Origin of the sequence: Microbacterium sp., assembly GCF_032084865.1 — a bacterium.
GTDB lineage: Bacteria > Actinomycetota > Actinomycetes > Actinomycetales > Microbacteriaceae > Microbacterium.
Map to the genome: position 1 here is coordinate 1 of NZ_DAMDLU010000046.1, position 19,793 is coordinate 19,793.

Consider the following 19,793-nt stretch of genomic DNA (forward strand, 5'->3'; position numbering starts at 1 on the left):
CCAGGGGCGCACTCTCGTGCTGACCGCTGCGGGTCGGGTTCTCGCCGAGGCGGGCGGCGCGGCACTCGACGCCATGGCCGCCGCCCGCGGGGCGCTGGAGGCGTTCGAGCAGGATGCTGCAGGAGTGGTCACGGTGAGCGGATTCCACAGCGCCGGTCAGGCTCTGTTCGGCGCCCTGCTGCGCGACCTCGCCGAGAGCGACGACTCGCCGACCGTGCAGCTGACCGACGAGGACGTCGCGCAGAGCGAGTTCCCCGCTCTCACCGCGCGGTACGACCTCGTGCTCGCGCATCGGATGGAGCATTCCGAACCTTGGCCGTCGCAGGGTGTGCGCAGTCTGACCCTCGTGCGCGAGCCGCTCGACGTGGCGGTCGCGACATCGCATCCGCTCGCCGACCGCTCGTCGGTGTCACCGTCGGACATCGCCGCCGAGCGCTGGGTGACGAGCCGGATCGGCTACTCACCCGATGACGTGCTGGGTGCTATCGCCGCCGTCGCGAACGTCGCTCCCCGTGTGCAGCATCGCATCAACGACTACGGGGCGGTGGCCGCCGCCGTCGCCGCAGGCGACGTCGTGGGGCTGCTCCCCCGCTTCACCTCGCGCAGCGTCGACGACAGCGAGATCGTGCGGATCCCCCTGCTGGGTGTGAGCACGCATCGGCTGATCGATGTTCTCGCCCGCCCCGAGACCCTGCGCCGACGCAGCGTCCGGCTGGTCGTCGAAGGACTGCAGCGGGTGATGGGCCGCCTCAGCCGCTGACGGTGTGATCATAGACTCGGCTCATGACCGAGGCCTCGAATCCGCTGCTGTCCCCCTCGACGCTTCCGTACGGGATGCCCGAGTACGCGAGCATCCGGCCCGAGCACTACCTGCCGGCATTCGCTGCGGCGTTCGACGAGCACCTCACCGAGGTGCGGGCCATCACCGTGGTGCGCTCGATGCCGACCTTCGAGAACACCATCGAGGCTCTGGAGCGCAGCGGCGAGACGCTGGATCGGGTCGCCCACGCCTTCTACACCGTCAGCTCGGCGGATGCGACGCCCGAGATCCAGCAGATCGATGAGCAGCTCGCCCCGCTGATGGCCGCGCACGACGACGCGATCCGCCTGGACGGTGCGCTGTACGGGCGGGTGGCGCAGCTGCATTCGATGCTCGACCGGCTCGACCTCACCGATGAGCAGCGTTACCTCGTTCAGCGGCACTTCCGCGAGATGACGCATGCGGGGGCCGCGCTCGACGACGAGTCGAAGGCGCGGCTGACCGCTCTGAACCAGCGCCTGTCGACCCTCAGCACGACTTTCGAGAAGAACCTGCTGAGCGACACGAACGATCTCGCGGTGATCTTCGACGACGCCGAGGACCTCGACGGCCTCTCCGAGGGAGAGCTCAGCGCCACCGCCCGCGCCGCTGCCGAGCGCGGGTTTCAGAGCAGGTGGCTCGTCTCGCTGCCGCTGTTCAGCGGGCATCCGTACTTGGCATCCCTCACCGCGCGCGAGAGCCGCCGCCGCATCATGCAGGCGTCGCTCGCCCGTGCCTCACGCGGCAACGAGAACGACAACCGCGCGGTGCTCACCGAGATCGTCGCGCTCCGCGCCGAGCGGGCAGCGCTGCTGGGATACGAATCGCACGCGGCGTACATCACGGCCGACGAGACAGCGGGCACCCCTGAGGTGGTGGAGCGGATGCTGCGCGAGCTCGCGGTTCCAGCGGCTCGCAACGCTCAGCGCGAGGGTGCGGCGCTGCAGCGGATCATCGACGAGAACGAGGCCGAGCCGTTCGCCCTCGAGGCCCACGATTGGGCGTTCTACACCGAGAAGGTGCGTCAGGCCCGCTTCGACATCGACACGGCCGAGCTTCGAGGGTACTTCGAGGCCGAACGGGTGCTGCGCGACGGTGTCTTCTTCGCCGCGACGAAGCTGTACGGCATCACCTTCACCGAGCGCTCGGATCTGTCGTCGTACCATCCGGATGCGCGGGTCTTCGAGGTGCACGATGAAGACGGTTCGGCGGTCGGGCTGTACGTGCTCGACCTGTACACCCGCGACACCAAGCGCGGCGGTGCGTGGATGAACCCGATCGTCAGCGAATCGGCTCTGCGCGGCACCCTGCCGGTGGTGGCGAACAATCTCAACGTCTCACGACCCGCCGACGGGATGCCCACGCTGCTGACCCTCGACGAAGTCACCACGCTGTTCCACGAGTTCGGGCATGCCCTGCACGGGCTGTTCGCTCGCGTCACCTACCCGCACTTCTCCGGGACGAACGTGTTCCGTGACTTCGTCGAGTTCCCCAGTCAGGTCAACGAGATGTGGATCCTGTGGCACGAGGTGCTGAGCAGCTATGCACGTCACCACGAGACCGGCGAGCCACTCGACGCCGGCATCGTCGAGCGGCTGCGCGCGTCGGAGACATTCGATCAGGGACACGCGACGAGCGAGTACCTGGCGGCGGCCTGGCTCGACCAGGCCTGGCACCGGGTCGGTGCCGGCTCGGCAGCGGGTGACGTCGCGGAGTTCGAACGCGCGGCGCTGGCCGATGTGGGGCTGCTGAACCCCGTCGTGCCCACCCGCTACTCCTCGGCGTACTTCGCGCATGTCTTCTCGGGCGGATACAGCGCGGGGTACTACTCCTACATCTGGAGTGAGGTGCTCGACGCCGACGCGGTGGAGTGGTTCCGCGCGAACGGCGGGCTCACGCGCGAGAACGGCGACCGCTTCCGCTCGCGCGTGCTCGGCGTGGGCGGCTCGAAGGATCCGCTGGAGGCCTACCGCGACTTCCGCGGTCGGGATGCCGAGATCGCCCCGCTGCTGAAGCGCCGCGGGCTGGAGGGCTGAGGGCCCGGCGCTGGCTTCGGCCGTGGCCGTACTTCGGAGACTTTCAAGCTTCGGCGATGCCCGGCTCAGTCGGCTCCAGTCGCGTGCAGCCGCGGCATCGCCTTCATCCACGTGAGCAGATGGTAGCTCTGCTCGAGCCGATCGCCGAGGGAGTCGACCGGCTCCAGGTGCACGGTGATCAGCTCGCTGTCGTCGAGCGACTGCGCGGCGAACCGGCGGCAGCCCAGCGCGAGGAAGTGGTGCGACCGGTTGGTGTGGTTGCCCCAGTTCGCCCAGGTCGAGCCGAGGTCGATGATCTCGCCCGCGACGTAGCCCGTCTCTTCCCGCAGTTCGCGCAGCGCGGCATCCGGCGGGCTCTCTCCCTCGTCCACCGCGCCGCCGACCAGTCCGATCGCGACGGTGCCGGCACCGTGTCGGTACTCCTCGACGACGATCGCCTGACCGGCCTCGTCGACGGCGAGAACGGTGATCCAGTCGGCCGGGTTCAGAACGTAGTAGGGCGCGATGGTACGGCCTCGACCGTCGACGCACGTGTCGGCGCGCAGGTCGATCCAGCGGTCTCTGACGATCTGCGTGCTGTCGGCGACGCTCCAGGGCTGCGGACGCTCGTCGTCTGTCACGCCGCTCAGGCGCTCTTGCGCTTGCGCGAGAGGACGACCGTCGGAGGGGCGCCGTCCTCGACCGCGGCCTTCGTGACCACGACCTTCGACACATCCTCCGCCGACGGGATCTCGAACATGATCGGGCCGAGCACGTCTTCGAGGATCGCCCGGAGGCCGCGCGCGCCGGTCTTGCGCAGCACGGCGAGGTCGGCGATGGAACGCAGCGCGTCGTCTTCGAACTCCAGCTGCACGCCGTCGATGTCGAACATGCGCTGATACTGCTTCACGAGCGCGTTGCGGGGACCGGTGAGGATGTCGACCAGGGCATCCTGATCGAGCGGCGCCACCGAGGTGACGACCGGCAGACGGCCGATGAACTCGGGGATGAGCCCGAACTTGTGCAGGTCTTCTGGCAGCACCTCGCTGAACAGGTCGAGGTCCTTGCCCTTGTCGTGCAGCGGAGCGCCGAAGCCGACGCCGTGCTTGCCGACGCGGGCCGAGATGATCTCCTCCAGCCCGGCGAAGGCACCGGCGACGATGAACAGCACGTTCGTCGTGTCGATCTGCAGGAACTCCTGGTGCGGGTGCTTGCGCCCGCCCTGCGGCGGAACTGAGGCGACCGTGCCCTCGAGGATCTTCAGCAGAGCCTGCTGCACGCCCTCACCGGAGACGTCGCGGGTGATCGAGGGATTCTCGGCCTTGCGAGCGATCTTGTCGATCTCGTCGATGTAGATGATGCCCGTCTCGGCGCGCTTGGTGTCGTAGTCGGCCGCCTGCAGAAGCTTGAGAAGGATGTTCTCGACATCCTCGCCGACGTAGCCGGCCTCGGTGAGAGCCGTCGCATCGGCGACGGCGAACGGCACGTTCAGGCGCTTGGCGAGAGTCTGCGCGAGGTAGGTCTTGCCGCAGCCGGTGGGGCCCAGCATGAGGATGTTGCTCTTCGCGACCTCGACCTCCTCCGCCTTCTGCTCGGCGGACTGGATCGTGCCGCGGGCACGCACGCGCTTGTAGTGGTTGTAGACGGCGACGGCGAGCGAGCGCTTCGCGGCGTCCTGTCCGACGACGTACTCCTCGAGGAAGGAGAAGATCTCGCGGGGCTTGGGCAGCTCGAAGTCGGCCGCGGGACCGCTGCCGGCCTCGGCCATGCGCTCTTCGATGATCTCGTTGCACAGCTCGACGCACTCGTCGCAGATGTAGACGCCGGGACCGGCGATGAGCTGCTGCACCTGCTTCTGGCTCTTGCCGCAGAAAGAGCATTTGAACAGATCAGCGCTTTCACCGATGCGTGCCATGCGCGTCCTCCTCGGGGGAATGAGAGATCGTCCTTCGAGCGTAACCGCTGGCCCCGACGTCGGGCCGCATTGACGGGCGGATGACACGGGGCCCGACTCCGCCGTCGGCGGAATCGGGCCCCTGTGCGATGCTGCCGTTCAGCCGCTCACACCATCGACTTGGTGTGCCACACCGTCTTCGTCTCGGTGAACGCCGTGATCCGGTCGAGCGTGGGCTCGCTCCCGCCAGGACGCAGCACGCGCTTGAGCGTGTCGGCCGCGGCGATCTCGAGGTCGACCCAGTCCAGAGAGCCGGCGCCGGTGAGGTCCAGCGCGTTGACGTCGGCGTGGGATGCCAGCCACGGCCCGATCTCGGCCGGCGACCCGGTGAGCACGTTGACCACTCCGCCCGGCACGTCGCTGGTCGCGAGCACCTCGGCCAGGCTGATGGCCGACAGCGGGAATCGCTCGCTCGCCACGACGACGACCGTGTTGCCGGTGACCAGCGCCGGCGCGACGGCCGAGACCAGGCCGAGCAGCGCGGAGTCCTGCGGCGCGATCGTCGCGACCACGCCGGTCGGCTCGGGCACCGAGATGTTGAAGTACGGCCCCGACACCGGGTTCGCGTTGCCGGCGACCTGGGCGTACTTGTCGCACCAGCCCGCGTACCAGACCCACATGTCGATGGCCGCGTCGACCTGCGCACCGGCGGCGCCCGCGGACAGGCCCTCCTGGTCGACGATCTCGTCGATGAACTGCGCACGGCGGCCTTCGAGGATCTCGGCGACGCGGTACAGCACCTGGCCGCGGTTGTACGCCGTGGCGCCCGACCAGCCCTTCACCGCAGCGCGGGCGGCGACGACCGCGTCTCTGGCATCCTTCCGCGATGCCTTCGCGGCGTTCGCGAGGAAGGCGCCCTTCGCTGAGACGACCTCGTACGTGCGCCCGGACTCGCTGCGCGGGAACGCGCCGCCGATCGCCAGCTTGTACGTTTTCGGAACAGTGAGGCGCTTGCTCATGCCGAGGCTCCCTTCAGGTACGCGGTCAGACCGTGGCGGCCGCCCTCACGGCCGTAGCCGGACTCCTTGTAGCCGCCGAACGGGCTCGACGGATCGAATCGATTGAAGGTGTTCGCCCACACCACTCCGGCACGCAGCCGGTCGGCGACAGCCAGGATCCTCGAGCCCTTGTCGCTCCAGATGCCGGCCGACAATCCGTAGGGCGTGTTGTTGGCCTTGGCGATCGCCTCGGCCGGGGTGCGGAAGGTGAGCACCGACAGCACAGGTCCGAAGACCTCGTCACGGGCGATGCGGTGCGAGGCCTCGACACGGGTGAAGATCGTCGGGGCGAACCAGAATCCCCTCTCGGGGATCGCGCAGTCCGCCGTCCAGCGCTCAGCGCCCTCGGCCTCGCCGATGTCGCTGAGTTCGCGGATGCGTGCCAGTTGAGCGGCGGAGTTGATCGCGCCGATGTCGGTGTTCTTGTCGAGCGGGTCGCCGAGCCGCAGCGTCGACAGACGGTGCTTGAGCCGGTCGATGACCTCGTCGTGGATCGACTCCTGCACGAGCAGACGGCTGCCCGCGCAGCACACATGCCCCTGGTTGAAGAAGATCCCGTTCACGATGCCCTCGACCGCCTGGTCGATCGGCGCGTCGTCGAACACGATGTTCGCGGCCTTGCCGCCGAGCTCCAGCGTGACCTTCTTGTCGGTGCCCGCGATGGCCTTGGCGATCTCTCGACCGACACCGGTCGAGCCGGTGAAGGCCACCTTGTCGACATCCGGATGCCGCACCAGGGTCGCGCCCGTCGCGCCGGCACCGGTCACGATGTTGACCACTCCGGCGGGAAGGTCGGCCTGCTGCAGGATCTCGGCGAAGATCAGCGCGGTGAGCGGGGTCGTCTCGGCGGGCTTGAGCACCACAGTGTTGCCGGCGGCGAGAGCGGGGGCGACCTTCCACGCGAGCATGAGCAGCGGGAAGTTCCACGGGATCACCTGCGCGGCGACGCCCAGTGAACGCGGGCCGGCGCCGAGGCCGGCGTAGTCGAGCTTGTCGGCCCAGCCTGCGTAGTAGAAGAACCAGGATGCCACCAGCGGCACATCCACATCGCGGCTCTCCTTGATGGGCTTGCCGTTGTCGAGGCTCTCGGCGACGGCGAGCTCGCGGGCGCGCTCCTGCACGAGACGCGCGATGCGGAAGAGGTACTTGCCGCGGTCGCGGCCGCTCATCTTCGACCACACCCTGTCATGCGCGCGCCGGGCTGCCGCGACCGCTCGGTCGATGTCGTCGTCGGACGCCGTGGAGATCTCGGCGATACGGCTCTCGTCGGCGGGTGAGATGGTGTGGAAGCTGTCGCCGCTGCCCTCGACGAACTCGCCGTCGATGAACAGACCGTAGCTGTCCTTGAGGTTCAGGATCGCCTTCGACTCGGGGGCCGGAGCGTATTCCAGGAATGACATATGCACTCTTCCTGTCAGTCGATGGTGACGTAGTCGGGTCCGGAGTAGTGTCCGGAGATGAGCTTCTGACGCTGCAGCAGCACGTCGTTGAGCAGGCTCGAGGCGCCGAAGCGGAACAGGTGCGGCTGCAGCCACTCCTCCCCCGCGGTCTCGGCGACCGTGACGAGGTACTTGATGGCGTCCTTCGAGGATCGGATGCCGCCGGCCGGCTTCACACCGATCTTCTCGCCCGTCGCGCGATGCCAGTCGCGCACCGTCTCGAGCATCAGCAGCGTGGTCGGCAGGGTAGCTGCGGGCTGCACCTTGCCGGTGGACGTCTTGATGAAGTCGCCACCGGCGAGGATCGACAGCCACGACGCACGCTTGATGTTGTCGTAGGTGTTCAGCTCACCGGTCTCCATGATGACCTTGAGCGAGGCGTGGCTGCCGTCCTCGCGTCGGCACGCCTCCTTGACCTGGGCGATCTGGTCGAACACGAACCCGTAGCGTCCCTCGAGGAACGCACCGCGGTCGATGACCATGTCGATCTCGTCGGCGCCCGCGGCGACGGCATCCGCGGTGTCGGCCAGCTTGATCTCGAGCGACGACCGCCCCGACGGGAAGGCCGTCGCGACGGCGGCCACCGAGATGCGTCCGTCGTCGGGGTCGCCGTGCAGCGCGCCGAGCGCTTCGACGGCGTGGCCGACCATGTCGCCGTACACGCAGACGGCGGCGACGAGCGGGGTGCTCGGGTCACCGGCATCCGGCGTCTTCGCCTTGGCGACCAGCGAGCGCACCTTGCCGGCGGTGTCGGCGCCTTCGAGGGTGGTCAGGTCGATCAGCGAGATGATCTTGTCGAGCGCCCACGCCTTCGAGGTCGTCTTGATCGAGCGGGTTCCGAGGCCGGCCGCGCGCTGCTCGAGGCCGACGGCGTCGACGCCGGGCAGTCCATGCAGGAAGCGCCGCAAGGTCTGGTCGTCGGGCTCACCGCCCAGCACATCGACCGCGCTGCGGCGAGCCAGTTCTGTTGTCGTCACTTGTCCTCCAGGAGTTCACGGGCGGTGGATTCGTCGGTCACCACGATGCTGCACAGGCCGGTGCTCACGACTGTACGCGCGATGTCGTGCTTGGCGGCACCGGCTGTGACGAAGATGGATCGGGGTGCGGCTCGCAGGTGCTCGAGGGCGACGCCGACGGTTCGCGCGTCGAGCTGCGGATCGACGATGTTGCCGTCCGCGTCGATGTAGCGGCCGAGCAGATCGCCGACGGCGCCGCGTCGGACGAGCGCGGCGATGTCGTCGGGGGTGAGGTAGCCGTTCTCGACGTGGGCGGACCCCGCATCGGCGGGTCCTGCGGTGAACAGGAACGTGTTGGCGGCCGCAGCCTGCTCGAGTATCGCGGCGACAGTGCGGTCGGACTCGATGGCCAGCTTGGTCTCGACGCGCTCGAGGATCGCGGGGCTCGGCAGCAGCATCGCCTGCCCGTTCCCGCGGTGGGCGATCGTGGCGGCGACGGATGCCGCACCGCCGGCTCGACGGTTCAGGCTCACTCCGCCGTTGGCCTGCACCACGGTGACCCCGTGCGCCCACCCCTCCGGCAGCGCGTCGGCGATGGCGGTGAGAGTGCGCCCCCAGCTCACGGCGAGGGTGCGCGGCACGGGGCGCAGGGCCGTCAGCATGTCGGCGGCCGCACGTGCGACGCGCTCGAGAACGACATCCTGCTCGTCCGGTGCGGGCACCACCACGGCATCCCTCAGCCCGAACCGCTCGATCAGCTCTCGCTCGAGACCGAGCCACCGGGCGCGGGGGTGCACGATCTCGATGCGCACGATGCCGCGTTCCCTGGCCTGCACGAGCAGACGGCCGACCTTCCAGCGGGAGATGCCGAGGAGGGCGCCGATCTCGTCCTGCGTCTTGTTCTCGTCGTACGAGAGCTCGGCGACACGCACCATCAGCAGTTCGTCGTCCACGGCATCCTCCTTCGCATCCAGCTTATGAGACCACCGTCAGCCGCGCAGGCCCTTGCTCAGATGAGCACACGACGGCTGCTTTTTCGCGCATTCGCGTCAAGCGGTCGGTTTCGCCTACGGCCCTGTGCGATCTCGCGACAGATGGCGGACTCTCAGGTGCGCGCCGATCTCTTCCTCTCGGGGCCGGGTTCGACATCCGCAGAACTCGTCCCGAAAAGTCTTCTGATCTGGGGATAACCGCCCCCGCCAATGTCGGTGGCCCTCGTCAGAATGGGGGTATGAACAGCCCCGCCGATGCTCTCGCTCAGGTCGCCGCCGACCTGCGCGATCTGCTGTCGGGCGACACTCTTGCGGGGCTCTCCGACGCCGAGCGTGCGGAGGCTCTCGCCGGGCTCGGTGAGATCTCGCGGCTGACCGATGCGGGCATCGTCGAGATCGTCGCCACCTCCGATACGGATTTCGGGCATCGGTCCGGGTGCCGCGGCATGAACGAGATGCTGCGACGGGCAGCGCTGGTCGACGCGCCCTCCGCGGCGCGGATCATCCGGGCGGCAGAGGCGGTGCAGCGTGAGACGAATCTCGTGTCGGGCGAGCGGATGCCGGCCCGCTGGCCCGCCATGCGCGAGGCGCTACTCGACGGTGCCGTCGGCGTCGCCGGTCTGCTCGCATCCGTCGCGCCACTGGAGCGCGGGCGGGATCGGATCACCGTCGAGCAGCGGATGTGGGCCGACGCGAACCTCGCGGCGTTCGCCCGCGGCGACGAACTTCCGGGCGCAGACGACGATGCCGATCACGGTGATCGCGGGCAGGCGCCGCGGGCTTCGGCGGAAGAGCTGAAGCAGTTCGCGTCGGCTCTCGCGATCGCTCTCGACCCCGACGGCGCCGAGCCGTCGGATGAGCGTGCCCAGGCGCGCCGGGGGTTCACGATCGGTCGGGTGCGCGACGGCCTGCACCCGCTGCGAGGACACCTCACCCCCGAGCTGGCCGCGCAGTTCCAGCTCATCGACGACGCGTACAACAACCCGAAAGTCGGCGGTGCTCCCGACACCGGCGTCCACTTCACCTTCGACGACGACCCCTGCAGCGATGACGAGTTCAACAGCGATCCGCGCAAGGTGATCGATCCGCGCACTCCCGCCCAGAAGCGACACGACGCCCTGGCCGCCGCTCTCGGGATCGCCGCTCGACACAGCGAGATGCCCTCACTCGGCGGGGCCGCCCCGACTCTGGTCGTGCACGTCGACGCCGCCGATCTGACATCCGGCACCGGCTGGGCGACCCTGCCCGGATCCGAGAGCGCCGTACCCCTCCACGTCGCCACCCACACAGCCTGCACCGGAGCCATCCAACGCGTGCTGTTCGACGAAGGCCGCATCGTAGGGATCACGACCACCGACCGGGTGTTCACCGTGTATCAACGGCGCGCGATCGTCGCCCGAGACCGGGAATGCCTCATCCCCGGATGCCACGTCCCGGCGACCTGGTGCGAGATCCACCACGTCATCGAGCACGCCCGCGGCGGCCCCACCCACACCGACAACGGCGTGCCCCTCTGCTGGTGGCACCACCGATCCCTCGGCCAGTCCGGGTGGGAGATCCGCATGAACAGCGGACTGCCCCAGATCCGCGGGCCGGCGTGGTGGGACGCCGAGCAGAAGTGGCGCACGCCGAGACTCTGCGCCTTGCACGCGCGACGACGCCAGCGCGACGTGTTGCCGCGGACCTGAGCCGGCGCCACTCCCTGCCGGAAGTGAGCCGACGTTCTGCCCCACCGGCGATTCGCTACGACTCCGGACAAGCGTCGACGCCCCCTCCGGTCGCCACTCGCCCGCAGAGCGGAGTCTGCGTGGACGGCGACGGCCGGAAGGGGCGTCAGTGAAGCGGCTCAGGCGCGCTTGCGCGAGGTGAGCACCTGATCGACGATGCCGTACTCGAGTGCTTCGTTCGCGGACAGGATGTTGTCGCGGTCGATGTCGCGGTTGACCTGCTCGACCGGCTTTCCGGTGTGATGCGCCATGGTCTCCTCGAGCCAGGTGCGCATCCGCAGGATCTCCCGTGCCTGGATCTCGATGTCGGAGGCCTGCCCCTGTCCGGCTTCGCCCATCGCCGGCTGGTGCATGAGCACGCGGGCGTTCGGCAGGGCGAGGCGCTTGCCCGGGGTTCCGGCGGCCAGCAGCACGGACGCTGCCGACGCGGCCTGCCCGAGCACGACCGTCTGGATGTGCGGCGCGACGTACTGCATGGTGTCGTAGATCGCCGTCATCGCGGTGAACGAGCCGCCGGGCGAGTTGATGTACATGGTGATGTCCCGCTCGGCATCCTGGCTCTCGAGCACGAGCAGCTGAGCCATGACGTCATCGGCCGACGCGTCGTCGACCTGCACGCCGAGGAAGATCACGCGGTCCTCGAACAGCTTGTTGTACGGGTCCTGACGTTTGAAGCCGTAAGCCGTGCGCTCCTCGAACTGCGGGAGGACGTATCGGCTGGAGGGCAGGTTTCCGGCAGCGCGGAAGGTGGGGGTGTGCATGCGTGTGTTCCTTCCTTACTGGTCTGCGCCGGTGCCGCCGCCGCCGGTGACGTCGCTGGCGTGCTCGCGGATGTGATCGACGAAGCCGTACTCGAGGGCTTCGGTGGCGGTGAACCAACGGTCGCGATCACCGTCGGCGTTGATCTGCTCGACCGTCTTGCCGGTCTGGCCGGCCGTGATCTCGGCGAGACGGCGCTTCATCGACAGGATCAGCTGCGCCTGGGTCTGGATGTCGCTCGCCGTTCCGCCGAAGCCGCCGTGCGGCTGGTGCAGGAGCACGCGGGCGTTGGGGGTGATGTAGCGCTTGCCCTTGGTGCCGCTGGTCAGCAGCAGCTGGCCCATCGAGGCCGCCATGCCGATGCCGACCGTGACGATGTCGTTGGGCACGAACTGCATGGTGTCGTAGATCGCCATGCCCGCGGTGATCGACCCACCGGGAGAGTTGATGTAGAGGTAGATGTCCTTCTCCGAGTCCTCGGCGGCGAGAAGGAGGATCTTCGCGCAGATCTCGTTCGCGTTCTCGTCGCGCACCTCAGAGCCCAGCCAGATGATGCGGTCCTTGAGCAGTCTGTCGAAGACGCTCGTCGCCATCAGGGGTTCAGCCATGTCAGCTCCTGTTTCCGTGTGTCGGTGGTTCGAATCTACCGGCGGCGGCGTGCGCCCCCGGCCGTGTTCGCCGTCGGCATATCAGCGTGGCGAGACGGCGCTCAGGCCCCCGGCCCCTCGAGCAGCTCGGCGGCGTACCCGGTCACCGAACGCGTGTAGCGGTTCAGATGCGGGGCGAGTGCGGTCAGGGCGATGGATGCCCCGCGCGTCGCGTCACCCGACGAGACCAGCGCGAGCGCGAAGAACGCCGCCGCCTCATCGGCCAGCGGCCGTCCGCGCGTGCGCTCGTACTCGTCAGCCAGCAGCGCGAGCGATTCGTCGACCCTGCCGAGGTTACGGATGGTGCTGGCGAGCTGGATGACCGCCTGCGTGCGCCGCTCGGGATCGAGGCCGGCGTCGAGCGCGGCCCGATAGAGCGGCTCGGCCGCCTCCTCCTCCCCCGCGCTGTCGCGCGCACCGGCGCGTTCGAACAGCGCGACCGGATGCCCTGCGTCGAGCTCCGCGGCGATCTCGTCGATCCGCGTGATGCGCTCCCTCTCGTGCAGCGCGTCGTCGTCCCACACCGCGTCGACGCGCGACTGCCACCGGTCGGGCACCTGATCCATGTCGTCTTTCCTCACACGCCCCTCCTACGCCGAAGGGCGGATGCCGCAGCATCCGCCCTTCGTTCGATCATGCGATGATCACTCGGCCTTCTCGGCCTCGTCCTTCTTCGCCGCAGCCTTCTTGGCCGGAGCCTTCTTGGCCGGCTTCTCTGCGTCACCCTCGGCGTCGGCGTCCTTCGCGGCCGGAGCCTTCTTCTTCGCCGGAGCCTTCTTGGCGGGCTTGTCCTCGACGGCCTCAGCCTCAGCCGCGTCATCGTCCTCGGCGTCGCCGATGAACTCGGACAGGTCGACCTTCTTGCCGTTGCTGTCGACGATGTTCACCTTGCCGAGGGTCGCGGCCAGTGCCTTGTTGCGGGCGACCTCGCCGACGAGCGCGGGCAGCTGGCCTGCGCCCTGCAGCGCCTCGACGAACTCCTGCGGAGCCATGCCGTACTGCGCGGCCGACTGGATGAGGTACTGGCTGAGCTCCTCCTGCGAGACCTGCACGTTCGCGTTCTCGGCGATCGTGTCGAGCAGCACCTGCGTGCGGAACTGCTTCTCGCTGGCCTCGGTCACCTCGGCGCGGTGCACGTCGTCCTCGAGACGACCCTCGCCCTCGAGGTGGTTGTGCACCTCGTCCTCGATGAGCTGCGGCGGGACCGGGATCTCGATCTGCGCGAGCAGCGTCTCGACGAGCTTGTCGCGGGCGGCGGAGCCCTGCGTGAAGACGCCCTGCTGCTCGACGCGCTCGCGCAGGCTGTCGCGCAGCTCCGCGATGGTGTCGAACTCGCTCGCGATCTGCGCGAACTCGTCGTCGGCCTCGGGAAGCTCGCGCTCCTTGACGGCCTTGACGGTGACGGAGACCTCCGCCTCCTTGCCGGCGTGGTCGCCACCGACGAGGGCGGAGCGGAAGGTGGTGTCCTCACCGGCGGTGAGCGACTCGATCGCGTCGTCGATGCCCTCGAGGAGCTCGCCGGAGCCGATCTCGTAGGAGACGCCCTCGGCGCGATCGATCTCGGCGCCGTCGATGGTGGCGACGAGGTCCAGCTCGACGAAGTCGCCCTTGGCTGCGGGGCGGTCGACGGGGATGAGCGTGCCGAAGCGGGCGCGCATGTTCTCCAGCTCGGCGTCGAGGGCGGCCTCGTCGGCCTCCACGGCGTCGACCTCGAGGGTGATGCCCGCGTAGTCGGGGAGCTCGATCTCCGGGCGCACGTCGACCTCGACGTCGACGAGCAGGTCGCCCGAGAAGTCCTTCTCGTTGGGCCACTGCGTGATCTCGGCCGACGGACGACCGACGATGCGGAGCTTGTGCTCGGCGGTCGCCTCGCGGAAGAACTTGTCCAGGCCCTCGTTGACGGCGTGCTCGATGACGGCGCCGCGGCCGATGCGCTGGTCGATGATCGGAGCCGGCACCTTGCCCTTGCGGAAGCCGGGGATCTGGACGTCCTGCGCGATGTGCTCGTAGGCGTGCGCGATGCTCGGCTTGAGGTCGTCCGGGGTGACCGTGATGGTGAGCTTGACCCGGGTCGGGGTCAGCTTCTCGACGGTGCTGTTCGCCATGCTGGTGTGTTCTCCTTGTGGTTTCCGCGCAGAACGCGGCTGGAAGGTCGTGGGGTCGAGTCGGGGCGACAGGAGTTGAACCTGCGACCTCCCGCTCCCAAAGCGGGCGCTCTACCAAGCTGAGCTACGCCCCGGCTTGAACCCGCGCACACGGGAACGGCCCTGACGAGTCTAACGGACGGAACACGTGGCTCCGTCCGCTATGCTTTACGAGGTGCTCCGCTCAGCGGGCACCTGAGAGGGCGAGACACCGCCGGAATTCCGGGGATGTAGCTTAATGGTAAAGCCTTAGTCTTCCAAACTAATGACGCGGGTTCGATTCCCGTCATCCCCTCTCCTGAGAAGGCCCCCACCTCACGGTGGGGGCCTTCTCGCATGCGTGGCGCTCTCGGCATCCGACTCGACCGTCGGCCCGCGCAGAGCCCGTGACGCGAAGAACCCCCGGAGTCGGTGACTCCGGGGGTTCTGCACGTCGACTCTCAGTTGCCGCCGCGGCGCTCGCGCAGCTGCGTGAGGGCATCCTCGAGAAGCTGCTCGGCCTCTTCGTCGGTGCGGCGCTCCTTCACGTACGCGAGGTGCGTCTTGTACGGCTCGGGCTTGGCGAGCATCGGCGGGTTCTGCCGATCGCGCCCTGCGGGCAGGCCGCTCTGCGGGTGATCGATGGTCTCGGGGATCTCCTCATCGGGAAGCCCGGCCGCGAAGTATCGAACGGTCTCGTTGCCGAGTCCGTCCCAGTACGACACGGGGATGCGGTCGGCGTGGTAGCCGTGGTCCTGCTCTCCCATGGGACCCGAGCCGACACGTGTGCCGCGGATCGCGTTTCCTCCGGTAGCCATCAGATCACCTGGAACTTCGTGATGAGACCGAGCGCGACGATCGAGATGAACCAGATCAGGGCGAGCACGATCGTGAATCGGTTGAGGTTGCGCTCGGCGAGACCGGACGAGCCGACCGCAGCCGACATCCCCCCGCCGAACATATCGGACAGGCCGCCACCGCGGCCCTTGTGAAGAAGAATGAGGAGCGTCAGCAGCACACTGGTCACGCCAGTGAGCACCTGCAGAACGAACTCGAGAACCTGCACGAGGAAAGCCTTTCGCCGGGGCCGGAATGCCCGTCTAGCGGTCAATTATAGGACGAGGCGCTCTCGCGCCCCGTCCCGACTCACACGCCGACGTGCTTCTGGAAGCGCACGATCGCCGCGAACTCGTCGACGACGAGGCTCGCGCCGCCCACCAGCGCACCATCCACGTCGGGCTCGCGCATGAAGCTGGCGATGTTGCTCGACTTGACCGATCCCCCGTAGAGCACGCGGGTGCGAGCAGCCGCGTCTTCGTCGAGCACCGTGGCGAGCACGCCGCGCAGCGCGGCGCAGACGTCCTGCGCCTGAGCAGGAGTCGCCGCCTGACCCGAGCCGATCGCCCAGACCGGCTCGTACGCCACGACGATGTCCGCCGACGCGGGAACACCCTCGAGCGCCTTCTCGAGCTGGCCGGCCGGAACCGCGCTGGCACCGAACTTCTCGAGGTCCTCGGCGGTCTCGCCCACGCAGATCACCGGGACGAGGCCGTGCTTCAGCGCGGCCTTCACCTTCGCGTTCACGACCGAGTCGTCTTCACTGTGGTGCTCGCGACGCTCGGAGTGACCGATGATCACGTAGCCGACGTTGAGCTTCGACAGGAATGCACCCGACACCTCACCGGTGTAGGCCCCCGAGTCGTGCGCCGAGAGGTCCTGCGCGCCGAGCGCGAACGGGATCTTGTCGGCGTCGATGAGCGTCTGCACGCTGCGGATGTCGGTGAACGGCGGGAACACCGCCACCTCGACGGAGTCGCCCTCGTGCCCGGCATCCTTCAGCGTCCAGTGCAGCTTCTGCACGGTCGCGACGGCCTGCAGGTGATCGAGGTTCATCTTCCAGTTGCCCGCGATGAGCGGGGTGCGGCGGTTCTGCGCGCTGGTCACAGGGTTCACTCCCATCCGAGGACCGTGAGGCCCGGTAGCTTCTTGCCCTCGAGGAACTCGAGGCTGGCGCCTCCGCCCGTCGAGATGTGTCCGAACTGATCGTCCGAGAATCCGAGCTGTCGCACGGCGGCCGCGGAATCCCCGCCGCCGACCACGCCGAGGCCGCCGATCTCGGTGAGCGCCTGCGCGACGGCCTTCGTCCCTGCCGCGAAGGCCGGGAACTCGAACACGCCCATCGGTCCGTTCCAGAAGACGGTCGAAGACGATCGCACCGCGTCGGCGAACGCAGCCGCGGTGTCGGGGCCGATGTCGAGACCGATCCCGGATGCCCCGAACGAGCTCTGCTCGATGGCATCCGCCGCCACGATCTCGTGATCGGCGTCGGCTGCGAATCCGGAGGCGACCACGACGTCGGTCGGCAGCACGAACTCGACGCCGCGCTCCTTCGCCTCGGCGATGTAGCCGCGCACGGTGTCGAGCTGATCCTTCTCGAGCAGGCTGGCGGCCACAGGGTGCCCCTCCGCCGCGAGGAAGGTGAAGAGCATCCCGCCGCCGATGAGCAGCCGATCGACGCGCGGCAGCAGGTGCGAGATCACGCCGAGCTTGTCGCTCACCTTCGATCCGCCGAGCACGACCGTGTACGGGCGCTCGGGGTTCTCGGTGAGCCGGTCGAGAACGTCCAGCTCGGCGGCGATCAGCAGTCCCGCGGCGGACGGCAGCAGCTCGGCCAGGTCGTAGACGCTGGCCTGCTTGCGATGCACGACGCCGAACCCGTCCGAGACGAGGGCATCGCCGAGCTCGGCGAGCCGGCCCGCGAACGCGCCGCGGGCGGCGTCGTCCTTCGAGGTCTCACCGGGGTTGAACCGCAGGTTCTCGAGGACGGCGATCGCGCCGTCCTCGAGACCTGCGACGACCTCGCGTGCGGAGTCGCCCACGGTGTCCGTCGCGAAGGCGACGGGCGCGTCGAGCAGCTCCGACAGTCGCTGCGCGACCGGCTCGAGGCTGTACTGGGGGTCGGGCGCGCCGTCAGGCCGCCCCAGGTGCGAGCACACGATCACGCGTGCGCCGGCATCGGTGAGGGCCGTGAGGGTGGGCAGCGAGGCCCTGACACGACCGTCATCGGTGATGACGCCGTCCTTCAGCGGGACGTTCAGGTCGCAGCGGACGATGACCCGCTTGCCCGCCAGGGACCCCAGTGACTCGAGAGTGCGCAGCGCCATGACTCAGAGACGCTCGGCGACGTACTCGGTGAGGTCGACGAGGCGGTTGGAGTAGCCCCACTCGTTGTCGTACCAGCTCGAGACCTTGACGAGGTTGCCGCTGACATTGGTCAGCTCCGCGTCGAAGATCGACGAGTGCGGGTTCAGCTGGATGTCGCTCGAGACGATCGGGTCCTCGGTGTACTCCAGGATGCCCTGCAGACGCCCCTCGGCTGCCGCCTCGCGGTACGCGGCGTTGATCTCGTCGACCGTCAGGCCGTCGCGCTCGGCGATGATCGTGAGGTCGACGATCGAGCCGGTGGGAACGGGCACGCGGTACGACGAGCCGCTGAGCTTGCCGTTGAGCTCGGGGAGCACGAGGCCGATGGCCTTGGCCGCACCGGTCGAGGCGGGGACGATGTTGATCGCCGCCGCGCGGGCACGGCGCAGGTCGCTGTGCGGGCCGTCCTGCAGGTTCTGGTCTGCGGTGTAGGCGTGCGCTGTCATCATGAAGCCGCGCTCGATGCCGAACTTGTCGTTGAAGACCTTGGCCAGCGGCGCGAGGCAGTTGGTGGTGCACGAGGCGTTCGAGATGACGTTCATCGTGGCGGAGTCGTAGGTGTCCTCGTTCACGCCCATCACGAACGTGCCGTCGACATCGGTGCCGGGCGCCGAGATGATGACCTTCTTGGCACCACCGGCGATGTGCTTCGAGGCGTCGGCCGCCTTGGTGAAGCGGCCGGTGGACTCGATGACGATGTCGACGCCGAGCTCGCCCCACGGCAGGGCTGCGGGGTCGCGCTCCTCGAACACCTTGATGTCCTTGCCGCCGACGGTGATGACGTCGCCCTTGTGGGTGACCTCGACGCCGAGCGGGCCGCCCACCGAGTCGTACTTGAGCAGGTGCGCCAGTGCGGCGTTGTCCGTGAGGTCGTTGACCGCGACGATCTCGATGTCAGCGTTCTGTGCGAGCGCCGCACGAAGGAAGTTACGTCCGATACGACCGAAGCCGTTGATACCGATCTTGACAGACACGAAAGTCTCCTGGTTCTTACTCGGGGAAATGCGTAATTCTTACGGAATGCACGGACAACGGCGTCCTAATGGGCCGAGCGCCCATCAGGACGCCGGTCTTTCACGACAGTACCAGCAGACCGGAGGTCTTCTCGCGCGCGATCTCGAAGCGTGACGCCACGTTCTCCCAGTTCGCGATGTTCCACGCGGCCTTGATGTAGTCGGCCTTCACGTTGAGGTAGTCGAGGTAGAAGGCGTGCTCCCACATGTCGAGCTGGAACAGCGGGATGGTGCCCTGTGCGGTGTTGCCCTGCTGGTCGAACAGCTGCTGGATGATCAGGCGAGCGCCGATCGGGTCCCAGCTGAGCACCGCCCAGCCCGAACCCTGGATGCCGGCCGCAGCTGCGGCGAAGTGCGCCTGGAACTTCTCGAACGAGCCGAAGAACTCGTCGATCGCGGCCTTGAGCTCGCCTTCGGGCTGTCCGCCACCCTCGGGCGAGAGGTTGGTCCAGAAGATGGAGTGGTTGACGTGCCCGCCGAGGTTGAACGCGAGGTCCTTCTCGAGCTTGTTCACGTTGGCGAGGTTGCCGCTGTCGCGGGCCTCGGCCAGGCCGTCGAGTGCCGCGTTGGCACCGGCGACGTATGCGGCGTGGTGCTTGTCATGGTGCAGTTCCATGATCTTGCCGCTGATGTGCGGTTCCAGTGCCGCGAAGTCGTAGGGAAGGTCGGGGAGCGTGTAAGTCGCCATGTCGATTTCATCCAATCCGCGCCGCGCCGCGGCGCTTGCCGATCCTCTGCGACGCCGAAGTGCCTCGCAGAGCAGACGTTTTTCATCCTACTGACGACAACACGGCTCGCGGCCGGATGTTCCGAATGACGGACTCGGCCGACAGGATTCGACAGGCGCGAATCCGGCGGGCGCAGGTCCGCGCGTCGCCGCGACTTCAGCCGTCGAGACCGGCGGGCACAGCGGCCTCGGTGCCGGGGATGCCCTCCTGCTGGGCGCGCTTGTCGGCCATGGCGAGCAGCCGTCGGATGCGACCGGCCACGGCGTCCTTGGTCAGCGGCGGGTCGGCGTGGTGCCCCAGCTCGTCGAGGCTCGCGTCGCGATGTGCGAGCCTGAGGCTTCCCGCGGTGCGCAGGTGCTCGGGCACGTCGTCGCCCAGGATCTCGAGTGCACGCTCGACGCGAGCGCACGCGGCCACGGCCGCCTGCGCCGAGCGACGC

The 19,793-nt window shown here is 68.3% G+C and carries 19 protein-coding genes, 2 tRNA genes and 1 pseudogene; 4 read left to right on the forward strand and 18 right to left on the reverse strand.

All coding sequences use genetic code 11. The features are described from left to right. Positions 1-760: LysR substrate-binding domain-containing protein (locus RT309_RS06620; RefSeq protein ID WP_313356082.1), on the forward strand; the 760-nt coding region annotated here is incomplete at its 5' end. A 23-nt stretch (positions 761-783) separates the two neighbouring features. Beyond that, positions 784-2,835: a M3 family metallopeptidase gene (locus tag RT309_RS06625; RefSeq protein ID WP_313356083.1), complete on the forward strand. Its 2,052-nt coding sequence runs from the start codon at positions 784-786 to the stop codon at positions 2,833-2,835. 65 nt (positions 2,836-2,900) lie between these two features. Here the strand turns inward: RT309_RS06625 and RT309_RS06630 are convergent, their stop codons facing one another. The 6 genes from RT309_RS06630 to RT309_RS06655 all read right to left on the reverse strand — a co-directional run bounded on the left by RT309_RS06630 (position 2,901) and on the right by RT309_RS06655 (position 9,114). Continuing rightward, entirely contained in the window at positions 2,901-3,455 is a 555-nt protein-coding gene (locus tag RT309_RS06630; protein ID WP_313356084.1) for an NUDIX hydrolase, read from the reverse strand. Positions 3,456-3,460: 5 nt separating this feature from the next. Further along, complete coding sequence (gene clpX, locus RT309_RS06635; protein ID WP_313356085.1) at positions 3,461-4,729, reverse strand: ATP-dependent Clp protease ATP-binding subunit ClpX; 1,269 nt, start codon at positions 4,727-4,729, stop codon at positions 3,461-3,463. A 146-nt stretch (positions 4,730-4,875) separates the two neighbouring features. Next, positions 4,876-5,727, reverse strand: a complete 852-nt coding sequence (locus RT309_RS06640; RefSeq protein WP_313356086.1) for an aldehyde dehydrogenase family protein — start codon at positions 5,725-5,727, stop codon at positions 4,876-4,878. Continuing rightward, on the reverse strand, positions 5,724-7,166 hold the full coding sequence (locus RT309_RS06645; protein ID WP_313356087.1) for an aldehyde dehydrogenase family protein: 1,443 nt from the start codon (positions 7,164-7,166) through the stop codon (positions 5,724-5,726). Before RT309_RS06645 ends, RT309_RS06640 begins: the two co-directional genes overlap by 4 nt. Positions 7,167-7,180: 14 nt before the next feature. Then, positions 7,181-8,182, reverse strand: a complete 1,002-nt coding sequence (gene deoC, locus RT309_RS06650; RefSeq protein WP_313356088.1) for a deoxyribose-phosphate aldolase — start codon at positions 8,180-8,182, stop codon at positions 7,181-7,183. Further along, positions 8,179-9,114, reverse strand: a complete 936-nt coding sequence (locus RT309_RS06655; RefSeq protein WP_313356089.1) for a sugar-binding domain-containing protein — start codon at positions 9,112-9,114, stop codon at positions 8,179-8,181. The genes deoC and RT309_RS06655 overlap by 4 nt, the downstream gene beginning before the upstream one ends. 278 nt (positions 9,115-9,392) lie before the next feature. On the opposite strand from RT309_RS06655, the gene RT309_RS06660 reads away from it, so the two are divergent. Beyond that, entirely contained in the window at positions 9,393-10,841 is a 1,449-nt protein-coding gene (locus tag RT309_RS06660) for a DUF222 domain-containing protein (RefSeq protein WP_313356090.1), read from the forward strand. A gap of 158 nt (positions 10,842-10,999) precedes the next feature. On the opposite strand, the gene RT309_RS06665 is transcribed toward RT309_RS06660, so the two are convergent. The 5 genes and pseudogenes from RT309_RS06665 to RT309_RS06685 form a co-directional block, all read right to left on the reverse strand. Then, positions 11,000-11,641: an ATP-dependent Clp protease proteolytic subunit gene (locus RT309_RS06665; RefSeq protein ID WP_313356091.1), complete on the reverse strand. Its 642-nt coding sequence runs from the start codon at positions 11,639-11,641 to the stop codon at positions 11,000-11,002. A 15-nt stretch (positions 11,642-11,656) separates the two neighbouring features. Continuing rightward, positions 11,657-12,259 (reverse strand): annotated as a pseudogene (locus RT309_RS06670) (ATP-dependent Clp protease proteolytic subunit); the annotation flags it as partial. 89 nt (positions 12,260-12,348) lie between these two features. After that, the gene (locus RT309_RS06675; RefSeq protein WP_313356092.1) at positions 12,349-12,867 is read right to left on the reverse strand and encodes a tetratricopeptide repeat protein; all 519 of its coding nucleotides are present in this window, start codon (positions 12,865-12,867) and stop codon (positions 12,349-12,351) included. Positions 12,868-12,930: 63 nt separating this feature from the next. Further along, positions 12,931-14,391: a trigger factor gene (gene tig, locus RT309_RS06680; protein WP_313356093.1), complete on the reverse strand. Its 1,461-nt coding sequence runs from the start codon at positions 14,389-14,391 to the stop codon at positions 12,931-12,933. Positions 14,392-14,451: 60 nt separating this feature from the next. After that, positions 14,452-14,525: transfer RNA gene (locus tag RT309_RS06685), tRNA-Pro, on the reverse strand. Positions 14,526-14,654: 129 nt separating this feature from the next. Between RT309_RS06685 and RT309_RS06690 the strand changes: the two genes are divergently transcribed. Beyond that, positions 14,655-14,725 (forward strand) — tRNA-Gly (locus RT309_RS06690). A gap of 145 nt (positions 14,726-14,870) precedes the next feature. Here RT309_RS06690 and RT309_RS06695 read toward each other — a convergent pair. From RT309_RS06695 to whiA, 7 genes are all read right to left on the reverse strand, one after another. Further along, positions 14,871-15,227 (reverse strand): RNA polymerase-binding protein RbpA, encoded by a 357-nt coding sequence (locus tag RT309_RS06695; RefSeq protein ID WP_313356094.1) that lies wholly within the window; start codon positions 15,225-15,227, stop codon positions 14,871-14,873. Further along, positions 15,227-15,475, reverse strand: a complete 249-nt coding sequence (gene secG / locus RT309_RS06700) for a preprotein translocase subunit SecG (protein WP_071643096.1) — start codon at positions 15,473-15,475, stop codon at positions 15,227-15,229. The genes RT309_RS06695 and secG overlap by 1 nt, the downstream gene beginning before the upstream one ends. An 80-nt stretch (positions 15,476-15,555) precedes the next feature. After that, positions 15,556-16,368: a triose-phosphate isomerase gene (tpiA, locus tag RT309_RS06705; protein ID WP_313356095.1), complete on the reverse strand. Its 813-nt coding sequence runs from the start codon at positions 16,366-16,368 to the stop codon at positions 15,556-15,558. After that, positions 16,359-17,573 (reverse strand): phosphoglycerate kinase, encoded by a 1,215-nt coding sequence (locus RT309_RS06710; RefSeq protein WP_313356096.1) that lies wholly within the window; start codon positions 17,571-17,573, stop codon positions 16,359-16,361. The genes tpiA and RT309_RS06710 overlap by 10 nt, the downstream gene beginning before the upstream one ends. Before the next feature lie 3 nt (positions 17,574-17,576). Continuing rightward, complete coding sequence (gap, locus tag RT309_RS06715; RefSeq protein WP_313356097.1) at positions 17,577-18,587, reverse strand: type I glyceraldehyde-3-phosphate dehydrogenase; 1,011 nt, start codon at positions 18,585-18,587, stop codon at positions 17,577-17,579. Positions 18,588-18,687: 100 nt separating this feature from the next. Further along, positions 18,688-19,314 (reverse strand): superoxide dismutase, encoded by a 627-nt coding sequence (locus RT309_RS06720; RefSeq protein ID WP_313356098.1) that lies wholly within the window; start codon positions 19,312-19,314, stop codon positions 18,688-18,690. A 196-nt stretch (positions 19,315-19,510) separates the two neighbouring features. Next, positions 19,511-19,793, reverse strand: a 283-nt coding sequence (gene whiA / locus RT309_RS06725) for a DNA-binding protein WhiA (protein WP_313356099.1), incomplete at its 5' end; no start/stop codon positions are given.

Bases quoted from the DNA above. Each gene is read 5' to 3' on its own strand.
- RT309_RS06665 (WP_313356091.1), bottom strand. From the start codon at position 11,641: ATGCACACCCCCACCTTCCGCGCTGCCGGAAACCTGCCCTCCAGCCGA.
- RT309_RS06720 (WP_313356098.1), bottom strand. From the start codon at position 19,314: ATGGCGACTTACACGCTCCCCGACCTTCCCTACGACTTCGCGGCACTG.
- RT309_RS06625 (WP_313356083.1), top strand. From the start codon at position 784: ATGACCGAGGCCTCGAATCCGCTGCTGTCCCCCTCGACGCTTCCGTAC.
- clpX (WP_313356085.1), bottom strand. From the start codon at position 4,729: ATGGCACGCATCGGTGAAAGCGCTGATCTGTTCAAATGCTCTTTCTGC.
- RT309_RS06645 (WP_313356087.1), bottom strand. From the start codon at position 7,166: ATGTCATTCCTGGAATACGCTCCGGCCCCCGAGTCGAAGGCGATCCTG.
- RT309_RS06710 (WP_313356096.1), bottom strand. From the start codon at position 17,573: ATGGCGCTGCGCACTCTCGAGTCACTGGGGTCCCTGGCGGGCAAGCGG.
- RT309_RS06695 (WP_313356094.1), bottom strand. From the start codon at position 15,227: ATGGCTACCGGAGGAAACGCGATCCGCGGCACACGTGTCGGCTCGGGT.
- RT309_RS06640 (WP_313356086.1), bottom strand. From the start codon at position 5,727: ATGAGCAAGCGCCTCACTGTTCCGAAAACGTACAAGCTGGCGATCGGC.
- tpiA (WP_313356095.1), bottom strand. From the start codon at position 16,368: ATGGGAGTGAACCCTGTGACCAGCGCGCAGAACCGCCGCACCCCGCTC.
- RT309_RS06660 (WP_313356090.1), top strand. From the start codon at position 9,393: ATGAACAGCCCCGCCGATGCTCTCGCTCAGGTCGCCGCCGACCTGCGC.
- tig (WP_313356093.1), bottom strand. From the start codon at position 14,391: ATGGCGAACAGCACCGTCGAGAAGCTGACCCCGACCCGGGTCAAGCTC.